Annotated in this window: 13 protein-coding genes; 2 read left to right on the forward strand and 11 right to left on the reverse strand. The window is 60.9% G+C overall.

Annotated elements, in window-relative coordinates; genetic code table 11:
• Positions 1–115: 115 nt before the first annotated feature.
• The 7 genes from P8014_RS05190 to P8014_RS05220 all read right to left on the reverse strand — a co-directional run bounded on the left by P8014_RS05190 (position 116) and on the right by P8014_RS05220 (position 8,131).
• Positions 116–988 (reverse strand): TIGR00341 family protein, encoded by an 873-nt coding sequence (locus P8014_RS05190; RefSeq protein WP_337816235.1) that lies wholly within the window; start codon positions 986–988, stop codon positions 116–118.
• Positions 989–1,645: 657 nt separating this feature from the next.
• Positions 1,646–2,395 carry an alpha/beta hydrolase gene (locus P8014_RS05195; RefSeq protein WP_337816236.1) on the reverse strand — a complete coding sequence of 250 codons (750 nt, stop codon included), beginning with the start codon at positions 2,393–2,395 and terminating at the stop codon, positions 1,646–1,648.
• Between the two features lie 7 nt (positions 2,396–2,402).
• Positions 2,403–3,605 (reverse strand): HD domain-containing phosphohydrolase, encoded by a 1,203-nt coding sequence (locus P8014_RS05200; protein ID WP_337816237.1) that lies wholly within the window; start codon positions 3,603–3,605, stop codon positions 2,403–2,405.
• The gene (locus P8014_RS05205) at positions 3,602–4,708 is read right to left on the reverse strand and encodes an HDOD domain-containing protein (RefSeq protein ID WP_337816238.1); all 1,107 of its coding nucleotides are present in this window, start codon (positions 4,706–4,708) and stop codon (positions 3,602–3,604) included. The genes P8014_RS05200 and P8014_RS05205 overlap by 4 nt, the downstream gene beginning before the upstream one ends.
• A 4-nt stretch (positions 4,709–4,712) precedes the next feature.
• Complete coding sequence (locus P8014_RS05210) at positions 4,713–5,843, reverse strand: ATP-binding protein (RefSeq protein ID WP_337816239.1); 1,131 nt, start codon at positions 5,841–5,843, stop codon at positions 4,713–4,715.
• Between the two features lie 3 nt (positions 5,844–5,846).
• Positions 5,847–6,962 (reverse strand): FIST N-terminal domain-containing protein, encoded by a 1,116-nt coding sequence (locus P8014_RS05215; protein ID WP_337816240.1) that lies wholly within the window; start codon positions 6,960–6,962, stop codon positions 5,847–5,849.
• A gap of 275 nt (positions 6,963–7,237) precedes the next feature.
• The gene (locus P8014_RS05220; protein ID WP_337816241.1) at positions 7,238–8,131 is read right to left on the reverse strand and encodes an SDR family oxidoreductase; all 894 of its coding nucleotides are present in this window, start codon (positions 8,129–8,131) and stop codon (positions 7,238–7,240) included.
• A 183-nt stretch (positions 8,132–8,314) separates the two neighbouring features.
• Here P8014_RS05220 and P8014_RS05225 point away from each other — a divergent pair, with 183 nt between their 5' ends.
• Positions 8,315–8,701: a helix-turn-helix domain-containing protein gene (locus P8014_RS05225; RefSeq protein ID WP_337816242.1), complete on the forward strand. Its 387-nt coding sequence runs from the start codon at positions 8,315–8,317 to the stop codon at positions 8,699–8,701.
• Positions 8,702–8,758: 57 nt separating this feature from the next.
• Here P8014_RS05225 and P8014_RS05230 read toward each other — a convergent pair whose 3' ends face one another.
• The 4 genes from P8014_RS05230 to P8014_RS05245 all read right to left on the reverse strand — a co-directional run bounded on the left by P8014_RS05230 (position 8,759) and on the right by P8014_RS05245 (position 13,829).
• A complete protein-coding gene (locus P8014_RS05230) occupies positions 8,759–9,001 on the reverse strand; it encodes a hypothetical protein (RefSeq protein WP_337816243.1) in 243 nt (80 codons plus the stop codon).
• A 111-nt stretch (positions 9,002–9,112) separates the two neighbouring features.
• A complete protein-coding gene (locus P8014_RS05235) occupies positions 9,113–11,368 on the reverse strand; it encodes a VWA domain-containing protein (RefSeq protein ID WP_337816244.1) in 2,256 nt (751 codons plus the stop codon).
• 181 nt (positions 11,369–11,549) lie between these two features.
• Positions 11,550–12,356, reverse strand: coding sequence for a CbbQ/NirQ/NorQ C-terminal domain-containing protein (locus P8014_RS05240; protein ID WP_337816245.1), 807 nt, complete (start codon positions 12,354–12,356; stop codon positions 11,550–11,552).
• 87 nt (positions 12,357–12,443) lie between these two features.
• Complete coding sequence (locus P8014_RS05245) at positions 12,444–13,829, reverse strand: ribulose-bisphosphate carboxylase (protein WP_337816246.1); 1,386 nt, start codon at positions 13,827–13,829, stop codon at positions 12,444–12,446.
• Positions 13,830–13,908: 79 nt separating this feature from the next.
• Between P8014_RS05245 and P8014_RS05250 the strand changes: the two genes are divergently transcribed.
• Entirely contained in the window at positions 13,909–14,877 is a 969-nt protein-coding gene (locus P8014_RS05250; RefSeq protein WP_337816247.1) for a LysR family transcriptional regulator, read from the forward strand.
• Positions 14,878–14,902 lie beyond the last annotated feature (25 nt).

The following is a 14,902-nucleotide window of genomic DNA, read 5'->3' on the forward strand; positions in this document are numbered from 1 at the left end:
GGCCTCAGCTTGGCAGTGTTTGCCTCAGATATATGGTCAGCAGCAGGATCGCGAGCGTTGCTATCCACATCACCAGGTAGATCGTGGTGGCGCGTTTGGCGCGCTCCTTGTCGACTCAGGAACGCGGGCGCGCTCCCTTGAATAGAAAAACGATCTTGCTGGCGAGATTGACGCAAACGATGTTGACCGCCAGCAGAAGTCCGGCGCCACCGGCAAGAGCGATGTCCTGCGCGCCCAGAAACAGACCGAGCGCCGCGGCAGGCGGCAGCAGCGCTACCGAAACCATGACGCCGACCAGAACGCTGGGCAGGCCTGTGGTGAGCGACAGCGCGGCGGCAACGCCCGAGGCCAGTGCTAACGCTACGGTGTCGAAACCGGGAACTGTTCTGGATAGTAGATCCTGGCTGTCGAGCGCGTAGGGCCAGAATACGCCGATCAGTGCCGAGAGGCCGATCGCCAGCACAATACCTGCGACGAGGCTGGTCACCGCCTTGCGCATCAGCGCCAGGTCGCCCAGTGCGGTGCTCAGACCGAAGGCGAGATTGGGGCCGAGCAGCGGGGCGATGACCATCGCGCCGATGACCGCGCTGAGGTTGTTTTCGATCATGCCGATGGCTGCGACCAGGGTCGACAGCATCACCAGCACCACATAATTCGAGCCGAGGCGGGCATTCTTTTCGACGCTGGCGTACAAGGATTCGCGTGCCGAAGTGGCCGAGTCTTCCTTCTGGCTTTCGGTGTCCGGCGGGCGCGGCAGCGCCGTCTCGACCGCCAGCACCAGGATGTGCGCCTGCGGTTGCGCGCCGAGCACGCCCTGCAGCAGGTCCGGGGCGCGTTGGAGCTTGTCGTCGGTTACCAGCAGACGCATCAGCTGTTGGCCGTCCTTGTCCACTGCAGTGCTGTGGAAGTCGTCGGCTTCGACCGTATCGGCGATGGCCGAGACGGTATCCAGGCTCAATGCCTCGGTCACGACCTCGATGACTTTCACGTTTCGTACCCTTTCTCCATCCGCGGTGGGTTGCTGCCCCTATAGAGCGAGATTAGCCGATTCCGCCCGTCAACGGCGAACGGCGTCTGGAGGCGGTTGGTAAAGCGGTGGTGCCAGGTGGTTTGGGAACGGTCGAAACTTGTTGCGTGCATCGAGATGCCGAGGGAGGGCCGGCAGATGGACGAAAAAGTAGACAGTCCTGAAAGGGTGTTTTAACTCTATGATGAATACGCGCACGCCTTCATAGACCGGTGCCGGTTTCTCTCCGGGCAACGACGATCGTGGCCGCGAACTGCAGGCATCCATGACCGGTGGCAAGCTGCGTCACGACTTACGCCGCAGCCCGTTTCGCTAGAGGCATAGAACACGGCAACGGCAGGCTGGGGGCGGTAGGTTTCGGCTATGGCCGTGCGGGATTTCCTATCGACCGGCCGTGGTATCGCCGCAGACCATGGATGCGGCGGTGCCGTTCTACGGAGCTGTGCCATTGCTTACGAAGCGACGCTCAAGCGTTATGGGCCTTCGTCTATCAGGGCGTCAAGCAGGTTTTCACAGCGACGCCGCACCCCGTTACGGGGAGGCCAGCGTCGAGCTTGCCTGACGGCGTAAGCGGGATTTCTTCCGCGAGAGCCTGAGCACTTGAGCCGAACGGCAGGACTAGCGTTTCTGTAAACGATGCAAGGCGTCCAGCACATCGACCCACGCGGCGCTGAGCGGATCGATGAGTTGGAAATGGCCGCAGTCGCCGACTGGGGTCAAGCGCGTGCGCGCATGCCGGGCGCTATAGGCTTCCGACACTTCCAGCGGCACCACTTCATCCTGCATGCCGTGCACGATCTCGACCGCGCAGTTGGGTGCGTCCAAGCGGCAGGGATCGAGTTCCGGGCGCTGTTCCGGCTCCGTGCCGAGAAAGGCCTGCACGGCGCCGTCGCCCAGAGCCAGGCGGTGGGCTAGCGCGAGGTCGGCGACCGGTGCCAGCACCAGCACGCCCTGCAGACGCGGTGCGGGCAAGGTGGCTGCGGCCCACAGAGCCAGATGACCACCAGCCGAATGGCCGATGGCGATACAGCGTCCGTCGTGTTCTTCCACCGCTTCCGGCAGGATGGCAAGGGCACGACGGATGTCTGCCAGCGTCGCGTCGGGATCGCCTGGAATACGCCGGTATTCCGGTGCGGCCACGGTCCAGCCCTGCGTAGCCAGCGCGTCGGCCATGGGGCTGGTATGGGTGCGGTCGTAGGTCGGGCGCCAATAGCCTCCGTGCAGAACGATTGCGAGTGGACGGGCGGATGACTGTGTGTTGCAGCGGCCGTGGCGCACGTCGGCGATCTGCTCGGGGCCGTCGCCGTAGGCGATGACGGCGTCGGCCGGAGGTGCAGGGCGGGTCAGTACTGAGCGGTCTTCAATCATTATCTGACTAAGGCGTTTCCGGGTGTGGGGGGGTAGGGTGGGAGCCGGCGGGGGGCGAGTCTCCCGGCGCGGCATCCTCGTGCGCGGGGCAACTGATCAGGAGGGGTTCCTCAATGGCTCCCGCCGCCAGCAGGTTACGCAGCGTGATGATGGCAGTGAGACTTAGTTCATTGCCTTTCTTTAGGACGATGAGATTGCGGGTGGTGCGCACATCCTCTTCCACTACCCAGCCAGGCACGAGGTCGTGTACGCGCACGCTGCGGCGCTTGCTGTCGCGGGCGGGGTGATAATCGCTCAAGGCCTGCAGGATGTCTCCCGCTATCGCGGGCTTGGCGATCTTCAGGGCCTCGATGGCGCGGGCGATGGACATCTGTTCGGAAACCGTATGCTTGACCAGGAGCAAGGCGGCACGCAACAGCTGCGCCCCTCGGATGATGTCCGCGGGGCTGTCCGGCGGTGGAGGCTTGGCCTGATAGCGTACGATTTCGGCGACCTTCTCCAGGCGCGGAATGGAAGCGAGCAGACGATGGGCTACTTCCGGATGCGAGTCGAACAGTTCGCGTTCCTTTTCGCTGACGGGGCGATGGGCTATTTCGCGCTGCACGATGTCGCTAGGCACGGACACGCAGCCGATCTGGCTCAGGGCTGCCGCGACATGCATCGTCCAGGCGTTAGGCCAGTTGAGCCTGTCCAGCACGTGGCGCACGCATGCCTGAATCATGGCGGTGCGCTCGAATGCCCACGGCGCAGCCATGGCCAGCACTTCGGTCAGCGTTTTGACGGTGCCGGCTAATGTGGTTTCCAGCAGTTCGCGTTCGGCTCGTATGAGGCGGTACTGGGTCACCGCCTGATCGAGATTGGAGATGAGTTCTTCTGCGGGGCAGGGCTTGCACAGGAACCGAAAGATCGCGCCCTGATTGATGGCGGAAATGGCCGATTCGGTATCCGCCTGGCCGGTCAGGAGGATGCGTACGCTGTCGGGGGCCAGTTCACGCGCGCGGGCCAGGAACGCCGCCCCGTCCATACCCGGCATGCGCATGTCTGACACGATCACCGCGAAGGGTTCGTCGCGCTCCAGTACGGCCAGACCGATTTCTCCGCTGGGGGCTGTGCTGACGTCGAATCGGTCGAACAGGGCACGTTCCAATCCCGAGAGTAGTTTGGGCTCGTCATCGACGCAGAGAATGCGAGGCAAGTCATTCTCGTTCATGTCGTCTCATGGTCCTCGGATTGTTGTCGATATGTTTCGGTCCATTGTGGCAGGTGTCCACCGACATCCATTTTCTGTAGATAGGCCTCGTCGACAGGGGTTCCGTTGACCAGTGAGACCGCCACATGTACGACACCGACGGCATCGAACGCGCTGTGGTTGAGCCGACCGGGGCTGCCGTGGTGTGCGACGGCTTCGACGATAGTGGGTGGCAGGCCCCAGACGCCGAGAAGGTAGGCGCCGACTTCCACGTGTGTCGGAAAACCTCTGCCTTCGGTGTCTGCTTTGGCGCAAAGTCTATCAATGTCGGGCAGCAGTCTGCCGACGTCGGCGAGCAGGGCCGCAGTGGTGGCTGTCTCGATCGGCGCGAATGGGACGCAGATTGCGCCTGCAAGGCGCGAGGCCCGTACCGCATTCAGGCGTAGGCGGTCGATCTCCAGGCGATTTCCATCGCCGAATACTTCGTTCGCCAGAACCAGCTTGCTCAGCATGTTGAAGCCAATGCGTTCCACTGCATCCTCGATATCGGTAATGCTTCGCGTGCCGCGGAAGAATGCGCTGTTGGCCATCTGCAGTGCCTTGGCGGCCAGTGCGGGATCGCTGCGTATGGTTGCTCCGATTTGCTCCATGCGCACGTTTTCATCGGCTAACAGTTCGGTGAGCCTGATATATATGCGCGGTGCGGCCGGCAGCGTGCCGATGCGGCCCACGATGCCCTGTATGGTGGCATCGTGCAGCAGTCCCTGCAGGTTTTCGGCCCGGTCGATCGCCTCGATGATGTTGTCGCAGCTGCAGGGTTTGCTCAGGAACTGATGCGCTACGTCCAGGGCGCGCAGGGCCGCTTCCTGTTCGGTATAGCCTGATAAAACGATGCGGATGGTGCGGGGCCAGTTGTCGCGCACTTGGCGCAGCAACTGGGCACCGTCCATCAGTGGCATGCGCATGTCCGAGACTACGACGTCGGCCGGTGTGTCGGACAGCTTCTCGAGAGCTTCGGCGCCACTGTGAGCGAAATCCAGATTCCAGTCGCGGTCGGTCATGAACAGCGCGCGTTCGATGCCGGCCAGGACACGGTCTTCGTCGTCTACGAACAGGATGCGCACGCGCTCAGTCTCCTCCGGTGTCTGCGATGGGCAGACGTACGATGAAGGTCGTGCCCACCCCGACTTCGGTTTCGAAGAATATCTGACCCTGATGTTTGTCGACCACAATGGAATAGGCGATCGCCAGCCCCTGCCCGGTACCCTTTCCGACACCTTTGGTGGTGAAGAAGGGGTTGAATATCTTGTTCCGAATGGCCTCCGGTATACCGTCACCGTCATCCACGACGAGGATGTCGACGAAGTTGCTGCCGTGCTTGCGCAGGCGGATGGTGATCCTGCCTTTTTCTCTTTCGCCGGTCTTGAGCGTGTCGGAGATCGCATGCGTGGCGTTGACCACGAGATTGAGCACGACCTGTCCGATTTCGTCGCGCAGGCAGGGAACCGGAGGCACGTCGTCGTCAAAGTCGGTTTCCAGTTCGGCCACGTATTTCCATTCGTTGCGAGTGACGGTGGCGGTGGTCTCGATTAGTGCGCGGAGGTCGACGGCTTCCTTCTCGCCGGCTGACGGATGCGAGAACTCCTTCATCGCAGCGACGATACTGGAAATCCTCTCCATGCCTTCGAGAGATTGCTCAAGGGCTAGCGGGAACTCTTCGCGTAGATAGGCGAACTTCGTGCGTCTGACGAGTTCGTCGAACTCCGTGATGAGATCGCGGGCCAAGCCCGCGGCACGAGCCGCTTCAATGACCTCGAAAGCCTTGTCGAAGACGCGGTCGGCACCCTCTTTGGCCCGATGTACGAAGGTGAGATTGTCGCGTACGTACTGGGTCGGCGTGTTGATCTCATGGGCAATGCCGGCGGCTAGTTGACCGATGGATTCCATTTTCTGTGCCTGCAGCAGCATTGCCTGGGTCCTACCCAGCTTATCCAGCGTTTCCTGTAGCTCGCGCCGCTCCTCGCTCAGTTCCCGTGTTTTCAGGGCGACGACTTTGCCGAGCGCGATGTTCTGCTCCAGCACGGCCAGCGGCGAGGTTGCCGATTCGTCGCGCGCCAGCACTCGCTTCTTGAGCGCGACGATGGTCTTTTCCTTTGCCTCGAGCTTGCGTTCGAGTTCGGCTATGCGCTTCGACAGGCCATCCTGGGAGGAGGAGGCGTTTTCGGGCGCCGCCTGTCCGGCGCGGCTTTCAGTATTCATATATCAGCCTCCGATGGCGACGCCGGTGAACGTCTGGTTGACGTGCTGACCGTTGAACTGTTCTCCATAGGTGGAAAAACCGAATACCTTTTGTTCGGCCATGAACTGGCCGACGCTGGATGTGCGCGCGGTCTGTTCGAACTCGATGCGCCGCAGAATGCAGTCGCAACCGATGATCAGTGATGGTTCCGGAACTGCGCGTTCAGCGTTCGCAAAGGCTTCCTTCAAGGCGTTCATGACGTCGACCGCCTGACCGACCGAGACCACCAGACCTTCGTCGATCGCGCAATAGCAGGTCAGCGACAGGTCGTCGTTTACTTTCTGGATGGAGCGCACGTAAGGCTCGCCGGCGATCGTCAGCAGCAACGGATGGGTCGAGAACAGGCTTGGCCCCAGGTCCTCCAGCGACGCTCCTATCGCCTCGGCATAAGCCTGGGCAGCCGGTTCGCCATCGATCTCCCGGATGATGCGGGTCTCGGGGTCGGCTGAGGTAATTACCAGTTCCACGTCGCTGGGCACGAAATGCTGTAGCTTGAAGGTGACGAAGGGGGCCGAACTCACGAACAGGGCAAGTATTGCCGCATCGCTGAGGAAACGGCCGTCGTGATAGACGTAGGTGCGCTCGAACTTCAGGTTGTCTCCCGCCGAGCCGCCGATCAAGGGAATGTTTCCGATCATTTGGTAAAGGGCAGCGGCCAGAAGTTCCTCCTTGGCCGAGAGTCCGTCGACCAATAACAGGCCGAAGCAGGAACCCCCGCCGCAGATGCCGGATTCCCGCTGTACGGTGTCCGCGGCGAGTGCGGTCTGTGCCTGCAGGTCTGACAGCGGCGCTATCAGGATGGGGTGCGCATGCAATACCCCACCGCGTATTCCGGCTGCCAATATGCCGTAGTTTTCAAAGCCGTCGGGTCCGATTTGCCCGGATGAGGTGCAGCCGACCACCGGGCAGGGAAACGTCTGCTTGATCAATGGTCCAAGGGCGTCGAGGTCGTAGTCCGTATCGCAGAAGAACAGCAGCGTATCCAGATTCGACACGTCGGACAGCTGCGCCGCGATGTCACGAATCGCTTCGGCATGGTCGCGAGATTGGGTATGTGCGTACGTTACGTCGAGGGGCATCGTCCATCTCCATCGTCCGCATTCGCATGTACTTAATCGTTATACGGCAAATACCACTGAATGTTTAGGGGTACGCTGAATAAATGGCTACGCGGGCGATCTGCCGTTTTGCGCGCGCCTTGCCGCTCATCTATTCAGCGTGTCCCTGGCAGGTTGCCGAAAATCGCTTGGAAGCTTAGGTAGCGGTGGAGCATGATCCGACGTGAGTGGAGCGGTCGGAGGCAGGTGCGAGGGTATGCCGGGCGGTTCGCGGCCCGGCATGGTGAGGGCGTGGTTCACTTCCCTGACAGTGCGGCTGCATTGGCCTGCAGCCAGGCGTCGAAGGCCAGCGGTTCGCGGCCGATGATGCGTTGGTAGTCGTTCGTGACCTCGGTGACGCCACCGGCCGCCGTGTTGCTGTCGAAGGAGGCGAATATGCGCACCATGGGTTCGGGCAGGCCGGCCTCCACCATCCCCTGGACCAGGGCATCCAGCGGGACGTGCACAACCTGGATCGGCGCGCCGGTGGCCGTGCTCACGTGCTGCGCAATCTCCTCCGTGGTGAAGGCCTGTGCGCCGCTCAGCGTGTATACGTTCTTCCCGTCGCCGCCGTTGGCGAGTGTCGTGGCGGCAGCCCGCGCCAGGTCATCGCGTGCGATGTGAGCGATGCGGCCATTGCCCGCTGCGCTGAACCATTGTCCGCTGGCCAGAATGCTGGGCATCGACATGAACAGATTTTCGAAATACCAGTGATTACGCAGTACCGTCCAGCCTGGCAATGCGCTTTGTTCCAGGGCCTGTTCGGTGCCGGCATGATCGGGAGCGAACAGCAGCGGCGAGTGTTCAGGTTTGGGCATGGAGGTATAGACCACGTGCTGGAGGCCGGCGGCTTGTGCCGCGGCTACGGCTGCCCGGTGTTGCGCAAGCCTGTGTCCCGGGCGATCCAGAGCATCGGTACTGATCAGCAGGGCACGGTCGGTGCCGGAAAAGGCAGCGGCCAGCGTGTTGGCGTCGTCGAAGTCTGCGGCACGCACTTCCACGCCGCGCTCCGACAAGTCGGCCAGATTTTCCGGTTTGCGAGTGGTGGCGACGACGCGCTCGGGCGCAACGTCCAGCGTGTTCAGAAGATAATCGATCACGCGGCGGCCGAAATGGCCGGAGGCGCCGGTGACCAGCAGAATATCGGACATGGTGGTGTCTTCCTTTGTTTGAATGTGGGCTTGTCGCTGGGATGCGCAAGTTGTGTTTTCAGTACCTAAAAAGTACCAGCTTCCTTATGTATAGTCGGTATGTGTATGTTCGATCCCATGTTGCGTTTGTACAAAAAGGGAGCGAAACGTCAGCAGGTAACATCGAGGTAACCGTAGATCGCCATGAGTTTGCATAAATCGAAAGCGCCTTACGCGGAGCGTTGCCCCATACGGGATGTTCTGGACAGGATGGGAGACCGCTGGAGCATGCTGGTGATGCTCACCCTGGCCGAACATGGAACCTTGCGCTTCACTGCCTTGAAGGCGCAGATTCCGGACGTTTCCCAGCGAATGCTCGCGCAGACCCTGCGCCGCCTGGAGCAGGACGGACTGGTATCGCGTGCGGTGTATCCCTGCATCCCTCCGCGCGTGGATTACGCGCTCACCGCTCTTGGTGAGTCCTTCATGCAGCCCTTGAATGAGCTGCTGGCCTGGGCGGAAAAGCACCACGATCAGGTGCGCGAGGCGCGTCGGCAATATGTGCCGCCGCAAAAGGCACAGGCGCTATAGCACTGTTTTACACTTTCGGGAATTGTCGTGTGCTTGTCCGGGTTTTTTCCGCCTACGCTAGCGCTTAAGCGAATTCGGCAAACTGTAAACTGTTAGTGGTTCGTCGACAGGCTGCGGCCAAACCACATCGATGTCAGCGCCGCGATAGAGAACGATCAGCAGGTCGCGTTGAGGTATGGTGCGCGCTGCTACGGTGTCCAGCAGGATGCCGATGGAGGTGGTGGAGAACATATTCAGGGGAGCGCCGAGCAGAAACAGCGCGATCGAGCCGGCGATCGGAACGCCGAGTGCGTGTTGCACCGCGAGTCATAACGAAAGCGCGGTGGCGATCAGGATGATCAGGCCGCTGGCCCGGATTTTTGCCGGCATGGTCTCGGCCGGTGTCAGCGGCATGACCATTCCCATGCACGTCTACTTTGTGAGCGCCATAAACAGTTCCGGCAGTTTCTCGGGGAGGCGCGCGATGTTGTCGACTACCGTGAATTGGTGGCCAAAGATATCCGACACATACTCGTCCGCGCGCGGGTCCAGGCTGATGCAATAGGTGAATATGCCCTCGCGGTCCAGTTCCTTGACAGCCTGCCGGGCATCCTCGATCAGCAGGCGTCCGTCCTGTACATCCACGTCGGCTGGCTCGCCGTCGGTCAGGATAAGCAGCAGTTTCTTGTCACTTTGTCGTGCGCTCAGGTAATGCGCGGCGTGGCGCAACGACGCACCCATGCGAGTGGAGTAACCGGCCTGCATTGCCGCCAGCCGCGCCTTTACCTCGTCGCCCCAGTGTTCGCCGAAACCTTTTATGTGCAGGTAGCGCACGTCGTGGCGCGTGTTGGAATGAAAGCCGGAAATCGCCAACGGATCGCCCAGTTGCTCGATCGCCCAGGCTAGCAGCGAAACCGCTTCCTGCGAGAGTTCTAGAATGGTCTGTTCGCTGCCGGCGACTTTTTCGTTGAGCGAGGCCGACAGGTCGATCAGCAGGGTTACGGCAATGTCACGCCCGTCCGTACGATGGCTCATGTTGATGCGTGGATCGGGGGCGGCTCCGCTCTTTAAATCGATCAGCGAGCGGATGGCCACGTCGAGATCGAGTTCGCCGCCTTCTTCCTGGTAGCGGATGCGCACCTTTTCCTGCGGTTTGAGCAGATCCAGTAGTTTTTTCAAGCGCTTGGCGAGCGGAGCGTGTTTTTGCAACAGCCGCTCGATGTCGGCTGCATCGCCGGCGGGGTGCAGCGTTTCGTACACACTCGTCCAGTCCGGGCGGTAGGTTTGGCTGACGTAGTCCCATTCGGGATAGTGACGTGGCGGCAGGCCCTGGATTTCTTCCTCGGATTGCTGCCGGGGTTTATCGTCGAAGCTGTCTTCTTCGTCACCGTGCTCAATGAAACGCCATAGGTGGCGATTATCGTCGCGATAGTCGATGACGGTGTCGTCGAAATACACCTTGGCGAACTGGTCGCTCGGCCGGCGCGTCTTCGCAACGTAGGCCAGGGCCAGCGTTGCGATGTCCCGAGTCGAGGTCTCGTCTTGTTCCATCAGCACATGGAAGCGCATGACGAAGTCGTTGAGGTCCGCATCGCGGTAGTCATGGTCCGGGTCGAGCAGGGACCGTGACAGCATCGCCAGACGGTGCCTCAGACAGGAGGATGCCTCGGGATCGCAGGCGTCTTCCGCAGGCTTGGGATGCAAGGAGAGAAACAGTTGCCGAAGGCCGGGATACTCGCGGATCAAAAGGGTTTCAATTCGGCAGTCTTCGAAGAACTCCACGGCCATGCGCTGGAAGGGACTCCAGTTGTCGGCGACTTGCGACGTCGACCAGCGTCGGTGGCCAACCATGTGGGCGAGCATCGCGCGGTAGCGGTCAAGGCCGGAAACGCCATTCACGTCGTCCTGAACGTCGGGCAGACGGATGCCGAGCCGGTCGTAGTACGGGACTGGCTTGCGTAGTTCGTCGAAAGCGGTGGAGTAGGGGATCAGCAAATCGGCGTCGCGCCATAGTCCACGCAGGTACAGGTCCAACCTGCGTTCCACGTCCACCAGCAGCGTGCCGCGGCGCTCGCGCTGCAGCACGGCGCGAGCGTCTGCCGACTGCAGACTGAAGTAGTCTTTCTGTCGTTCGGGATGTGTGGTGTAGTTCCGCAGGCCGTATTCGACCCATTGGCGCAGGCCGTTGACGTTCAGCTGGGCCAGCAGGGTCGGCGCCTGGACGAAGAAATCGGGCAGACCGGGACTGGGGTAAGTGGTGTGGAAACCGTGGATGGAACTGGTGGTACGCTCCATGAAGTCCAGCACGATATCGAGATAGTGTTGCAGCTGCTCGCCGGTTTGCAGCCGCTTTGCCACCGGGGCCAGCGTCTGCAGGAACGGGGCGATGGCCTTGCCGTTGGGCGATTTCTGCAGACGGCGGACCAGCTCCATGATGGCCGGCAGCCTGTCTTCACCCACGGCGCGGGCAACGGACGGCCACTCTTCCAGAAAAATCAGCAAGGGCTCGACGCCGCGCCCTAGTTTACCGAGAGAACGGCCGACTTCGAGGTAGGCGTCAATGCCGTCGGGCGTCAGCGTCGCCAGCGCTTCCGTCATGCAAGCTTCGAATATTTCTTCCGCCTGTGGGAAGCGGGTGTCGAGTCGTGCCCAGTAGGCGGCCATCGCCTCATCCATCACCGGACTCACGCTAGGACCTGCTCTCACTATTGAGCGAAGAGCGCCCTAGTCCTTCGGGTAGCGTCCGGTTGGCCGCTACTAGGCGTTGCTCATCGCTCATTTGGAGTCACCAAACTTCTCTCCTCGCGTCTTGATTGGCTACCAACCGGACGCCCATGGCACATCGTTCAATAGTGAGAGCTGGTCCTCTTCATGCGAAGGTCGCGTCGATGGCGTGATCCAAGGTCTCGCGGATATCGATGTCGTCGGTGATCGGGCGCACCAGCGCCATGCGGCAAGCATCGGTTGGCTCGATGCCGTCCTTGATCAGCTTGGCGGCATAGACCATCAGACGTGTTGAAATACCTTCATCGAGGCCGTGGCCCTTGAGATTACGCGCGGTGTACGCGATCTTCACCAGCTTGGTAGCCATCGCCTCGTCGAGCCCCGTCTCCTTGGCCAGGATTGTGGTTTCGAGTGCGGCCTGGGGATAGTCGAAATCGAAGGCAGTGAAGCGCTGCTTGGTGGATTGCTTCAGATCCTTCATCAGCGACTGGTAACCGGGGTTGTAGGAAATCACCAGCTGGAAATCGGGGTGCGCCTGAATCAACTCGCCCTTCTTGTCCAGCGGCAGGGTGCGGCGGTGGTCGGTCAGAGGATGGATGACCACGGTGGTGTCCTGCCGGGCCTCCACGATTTCATCGAGATAACAGATGGCGCCGATGCGTGCGGCGGTGGTCAGCGGACCGTCGAGCCAGCGTGTGCCGTTCGCCTCCAGCAGGTAGCGTCCGACCAGATCGCTGGCGGTCATGTCCTCGTTGCAGGCCACGGTGATCAGAGGCTTGCAGAGCTTCCAGGCCATGTATTCGACGAAACGCGACTTGCCGCAGCCGGTCGGGCCCTTGACCATGACCGGCAGGCGATTGCGGTAGGCTGCCTCGTACAACTCGACCTCCCGGTTCTGCGCCTGATAGTACGGTTCTTCTTGGACCAGATACTGCTTCACGTCGCTCGTCATGATCGACAACCTAATTCGGATCGGGGGGGTGAAAACCCCTGAAAAAAACGCCCCCGGCAAGCCGGGGGCGCGTACCGCATTACGTGCTTACTTGTGCACGCCCAGCTTTTCTCGCCAGCCGGGGAATAGCTGGTCGGCATCGCCGGGGAAAGACTCGAAGGCGCGGGCGAATTCGCGATGCTCCTTGGCGTAGTCGATCGGATCGGCACCGGCCTTCCAACACTCGTAGGCCTGGCGCAGCGATTTGGCGCCGTCGGCAGGGGAGTCGATGTGGCCGTAGGCGCCGCCTCCTGCGGTGTTGATCACGTTGCCGTGGCCCAGGTTCTCGAAGAAGCCGGGCAGGCGCAGCGCGTTCATCCCGCCGGAGATGATCGGCGTGGTGGGCCGCATGCCGTACCACTTCTGGAAATAGACCGGGCCCTGGGCCTCGTCGCGCTCGATCATGTAGGCGATGTTGCGGTCGTCCGCTTCGCCTTCCATCTTGCCGTAGCCCATGGTGCCGACATGGATGCCGGAGGCACCCTGCAGGCGCGACATCTTGGCCAGCACGAAGGCGGTGTAGCCGCGCTTGGCGCTGGGGGAGGTCACGGCGCCGTGGCCGGCGCGGTGGTAGTGCAGATACTGATCCGGGTACTGGCGGCGGGCGGTGGTGATCATGCCCGGGCCGCCGACGTAGCCGTCGACCAGGAAGGCCAGCTTGTCGGCGTCGGGGCCGAAGACTTCCAGCGCGAAGTCGGCGCGGGCGCACATTTCGAAGTGGTCGTCGGCGGTGATGTTCATGGAGAACAGCTTGGCCTCGCCAGTTTCATCCTGCGCGCGCTTCATGGCGTCGTAGACCAGCGGAATGGTCTTCTTGACCGGCGCGAACACCTGGTTGCCCTGAGGTTCGTCGTTCTTGATGAAGTCACCGCCCAGCCAGAACTGGTAGGCCGCCTGTGCGAAGGGCTCCGGGCGCAGACCCAACTTGGGTTTGATGATGGTGCCGGCGATGTAGCCGCCGTCCTGAATTGGACGACCGAGGATGCGCCACAGCTTGGAAATGTCGGTGGCCGGGCCGTCGAACATCTGGATCGCGCGCTCGGGTACGTAAAAGTCGACCATCTTGCCGTATTCGACGTCACCCATGCCCTGGTTGTTGCCGATCACCAGGGTCAGGAATGAGACGATCATGAAGCGGCCGTCGGTCACGTTGCGGTCGAACAACTCGATCGGATACGCGATGCGCATATCCTCGGTGGCTTCGTCGATGTAGTAGACCAGCGCGTCGACGCCCTTGGTGAAGTCGTCGGTGGTGCTGACTTCGACGTTGGTGCCGGTGGAAGACTCGGCCGCAAAGTGGGCCGCTGTCGCCAGGTAGTCGTGGCCTGCTTTGGGTTTCATCTTGTAGGCCACGAGAATGTGTTTGCCCGCCGCGATGAGATCCTCTTCCTTCAGGTCCAGATTGGCGTAGCGACTGGATTGATCATTTGCCATGTCGTTCCTCCGAGAACGTTGTGTCGACTCGATTGTGATCGAAAACCTGGTGACACTATAAGCCACATAGTTTATAAGTTTGACTAAGACTTTTTTAGACTTTATCAAAGATTATCTGATGATAAAGGTTACTCTACGACAGCTCGAAATTCTTCAGGCCGTAGCGCGCTGCGGCAACTTCTCCCGCGCCAGCGAAGAGGTTCACCTCACCCAGCCGGCCGTATCCATGCAGATCAAACAATTGGAGAATCTGCTGGGAATACCGTTGTTCGAGCATGCCGGCAAGAAAATCCGGTTGACGGAGGCGGGCCAAGAGACCTTGCGTAGTGCCCACCTCGTCATCCGGGAACTGAACAATCTGGAACATTCGCTGGCCAACCTGAAGGGCTTGAAGGGAGGGGGACTTACGGTTTCTGCAGTCAGTACGGCGAGCGTCTTCGCCGCCCGGTTGATGGCCATATTCCGGAGCCACCATCCTGAGGTTCGGGTGAGCCTCAACGTCGTTAACCGGGAAACACTGCTGCACCACCTGGAAGATAACGCCAGCGATCTCGCGTTGATGGGCATGCCTCCCGAAGGTCATCAGCTGATCACAAAGCCTTTCATGGAAAACCCGTTGGTGATCATTGCGGCGGCCGATCATCCGTTAGCGGGACAGGAGCGTATCAAACTTGAGGATCTGCTGGATGAACCCTTGGTCGCCAGGGAACCGGCTTCCGGTACTCGCAGTGCATTGGAACATTTCTTCAGCGAGCAGGGACTGGCGTTCAAGCCGGCAATGGAAATGAATAAGAACGAGGCGATCAAGCAGGCCGTCGAGGCTGGGTTGGGCGTGGGACTCGTATCGCTGCACACGGTCCAGGCAGAGCTGGCCTCTGGGCAGCTCTGCGTTCTGGACGTTGAAGGACTTCCCTTGAAACGGCAGTGGTATTTGGTGCAGCGGGAAGGTAAGAGACTCAGTCCCGCCGCACAGGCGTTTTCCGAACTTGTGTTGGAGAAGAACTCACAAACTTTGACGGCTTATAAAAAGCCTAGGTTTCTAAAATAGTCAAAAGGGTATAAGCCGGGTTGTG

It is taken from the genome of Acidihalobacter sp. (assembly GCF_037381185.1).
Taxonomy (GTDB): Bacteria; Pseudomonadota; Gammaproteobacteria; order DSM-5130; family Acidihalobacteraceae; genus Acidihalobacter_A.

Coding starts and splice junctions, on each gene's coding strand:
- P8014_RS05195 (WP_337816236.1), bottom strand. CDS start 2,395: ATGATTGAAGACCGCTCAGTACTGACCCGCCCTGCACCTCCGGCCGAC.
- P8014_RS05200 (WP_337816237.1), bottom strand. CDS start 3,605: ATGAACGAGAATGACTTGCCTCGCATTCTCTGCGTCGATGACGAGCCC.
- P8014_RS05210 (WP_337816239.1), bottom strand. CDS start 5,843: ATGAATACTGAAAGCCGCGCCGGACAGGCGGCGCCCGAAAACGCCTCC.
- P8014_RS05215 (WP_337816240.1), bottom strand. CDS start 6,962: ATGCCCCTCGACGTAACGTACGCACATACCCAATCTCGCGACCATGCC.
- P8014_RS05220 (WP_337816241.1), bottom strand. CDS start 8,131: ATGTCCGATATTCTGCTGGTCACCGGCGCCTCCGGCCATTTCGGCCGC.
- P8014_RS05225 (WP_337816242.1), top strand. CDS start 8,315: ATGAGTTTGCATAAATCGAAAGCGCCTTACGCGGAGCGTTGCCCCATA.
- P8014_RS05240 (WP_337816245.1), bottom strand. CDS start 12,356: ATGACGAGCGACGTGAAGCAGTATCTGGTCCAAGAAGAACCGTACTAT.
- P8014_RS05245 (WP_337816246.1), bottom strand. CDS start 13,829: ATGGCAAATGATCAATCCAGTCGCTACGCCAATCTGGACCTGAAGGAA.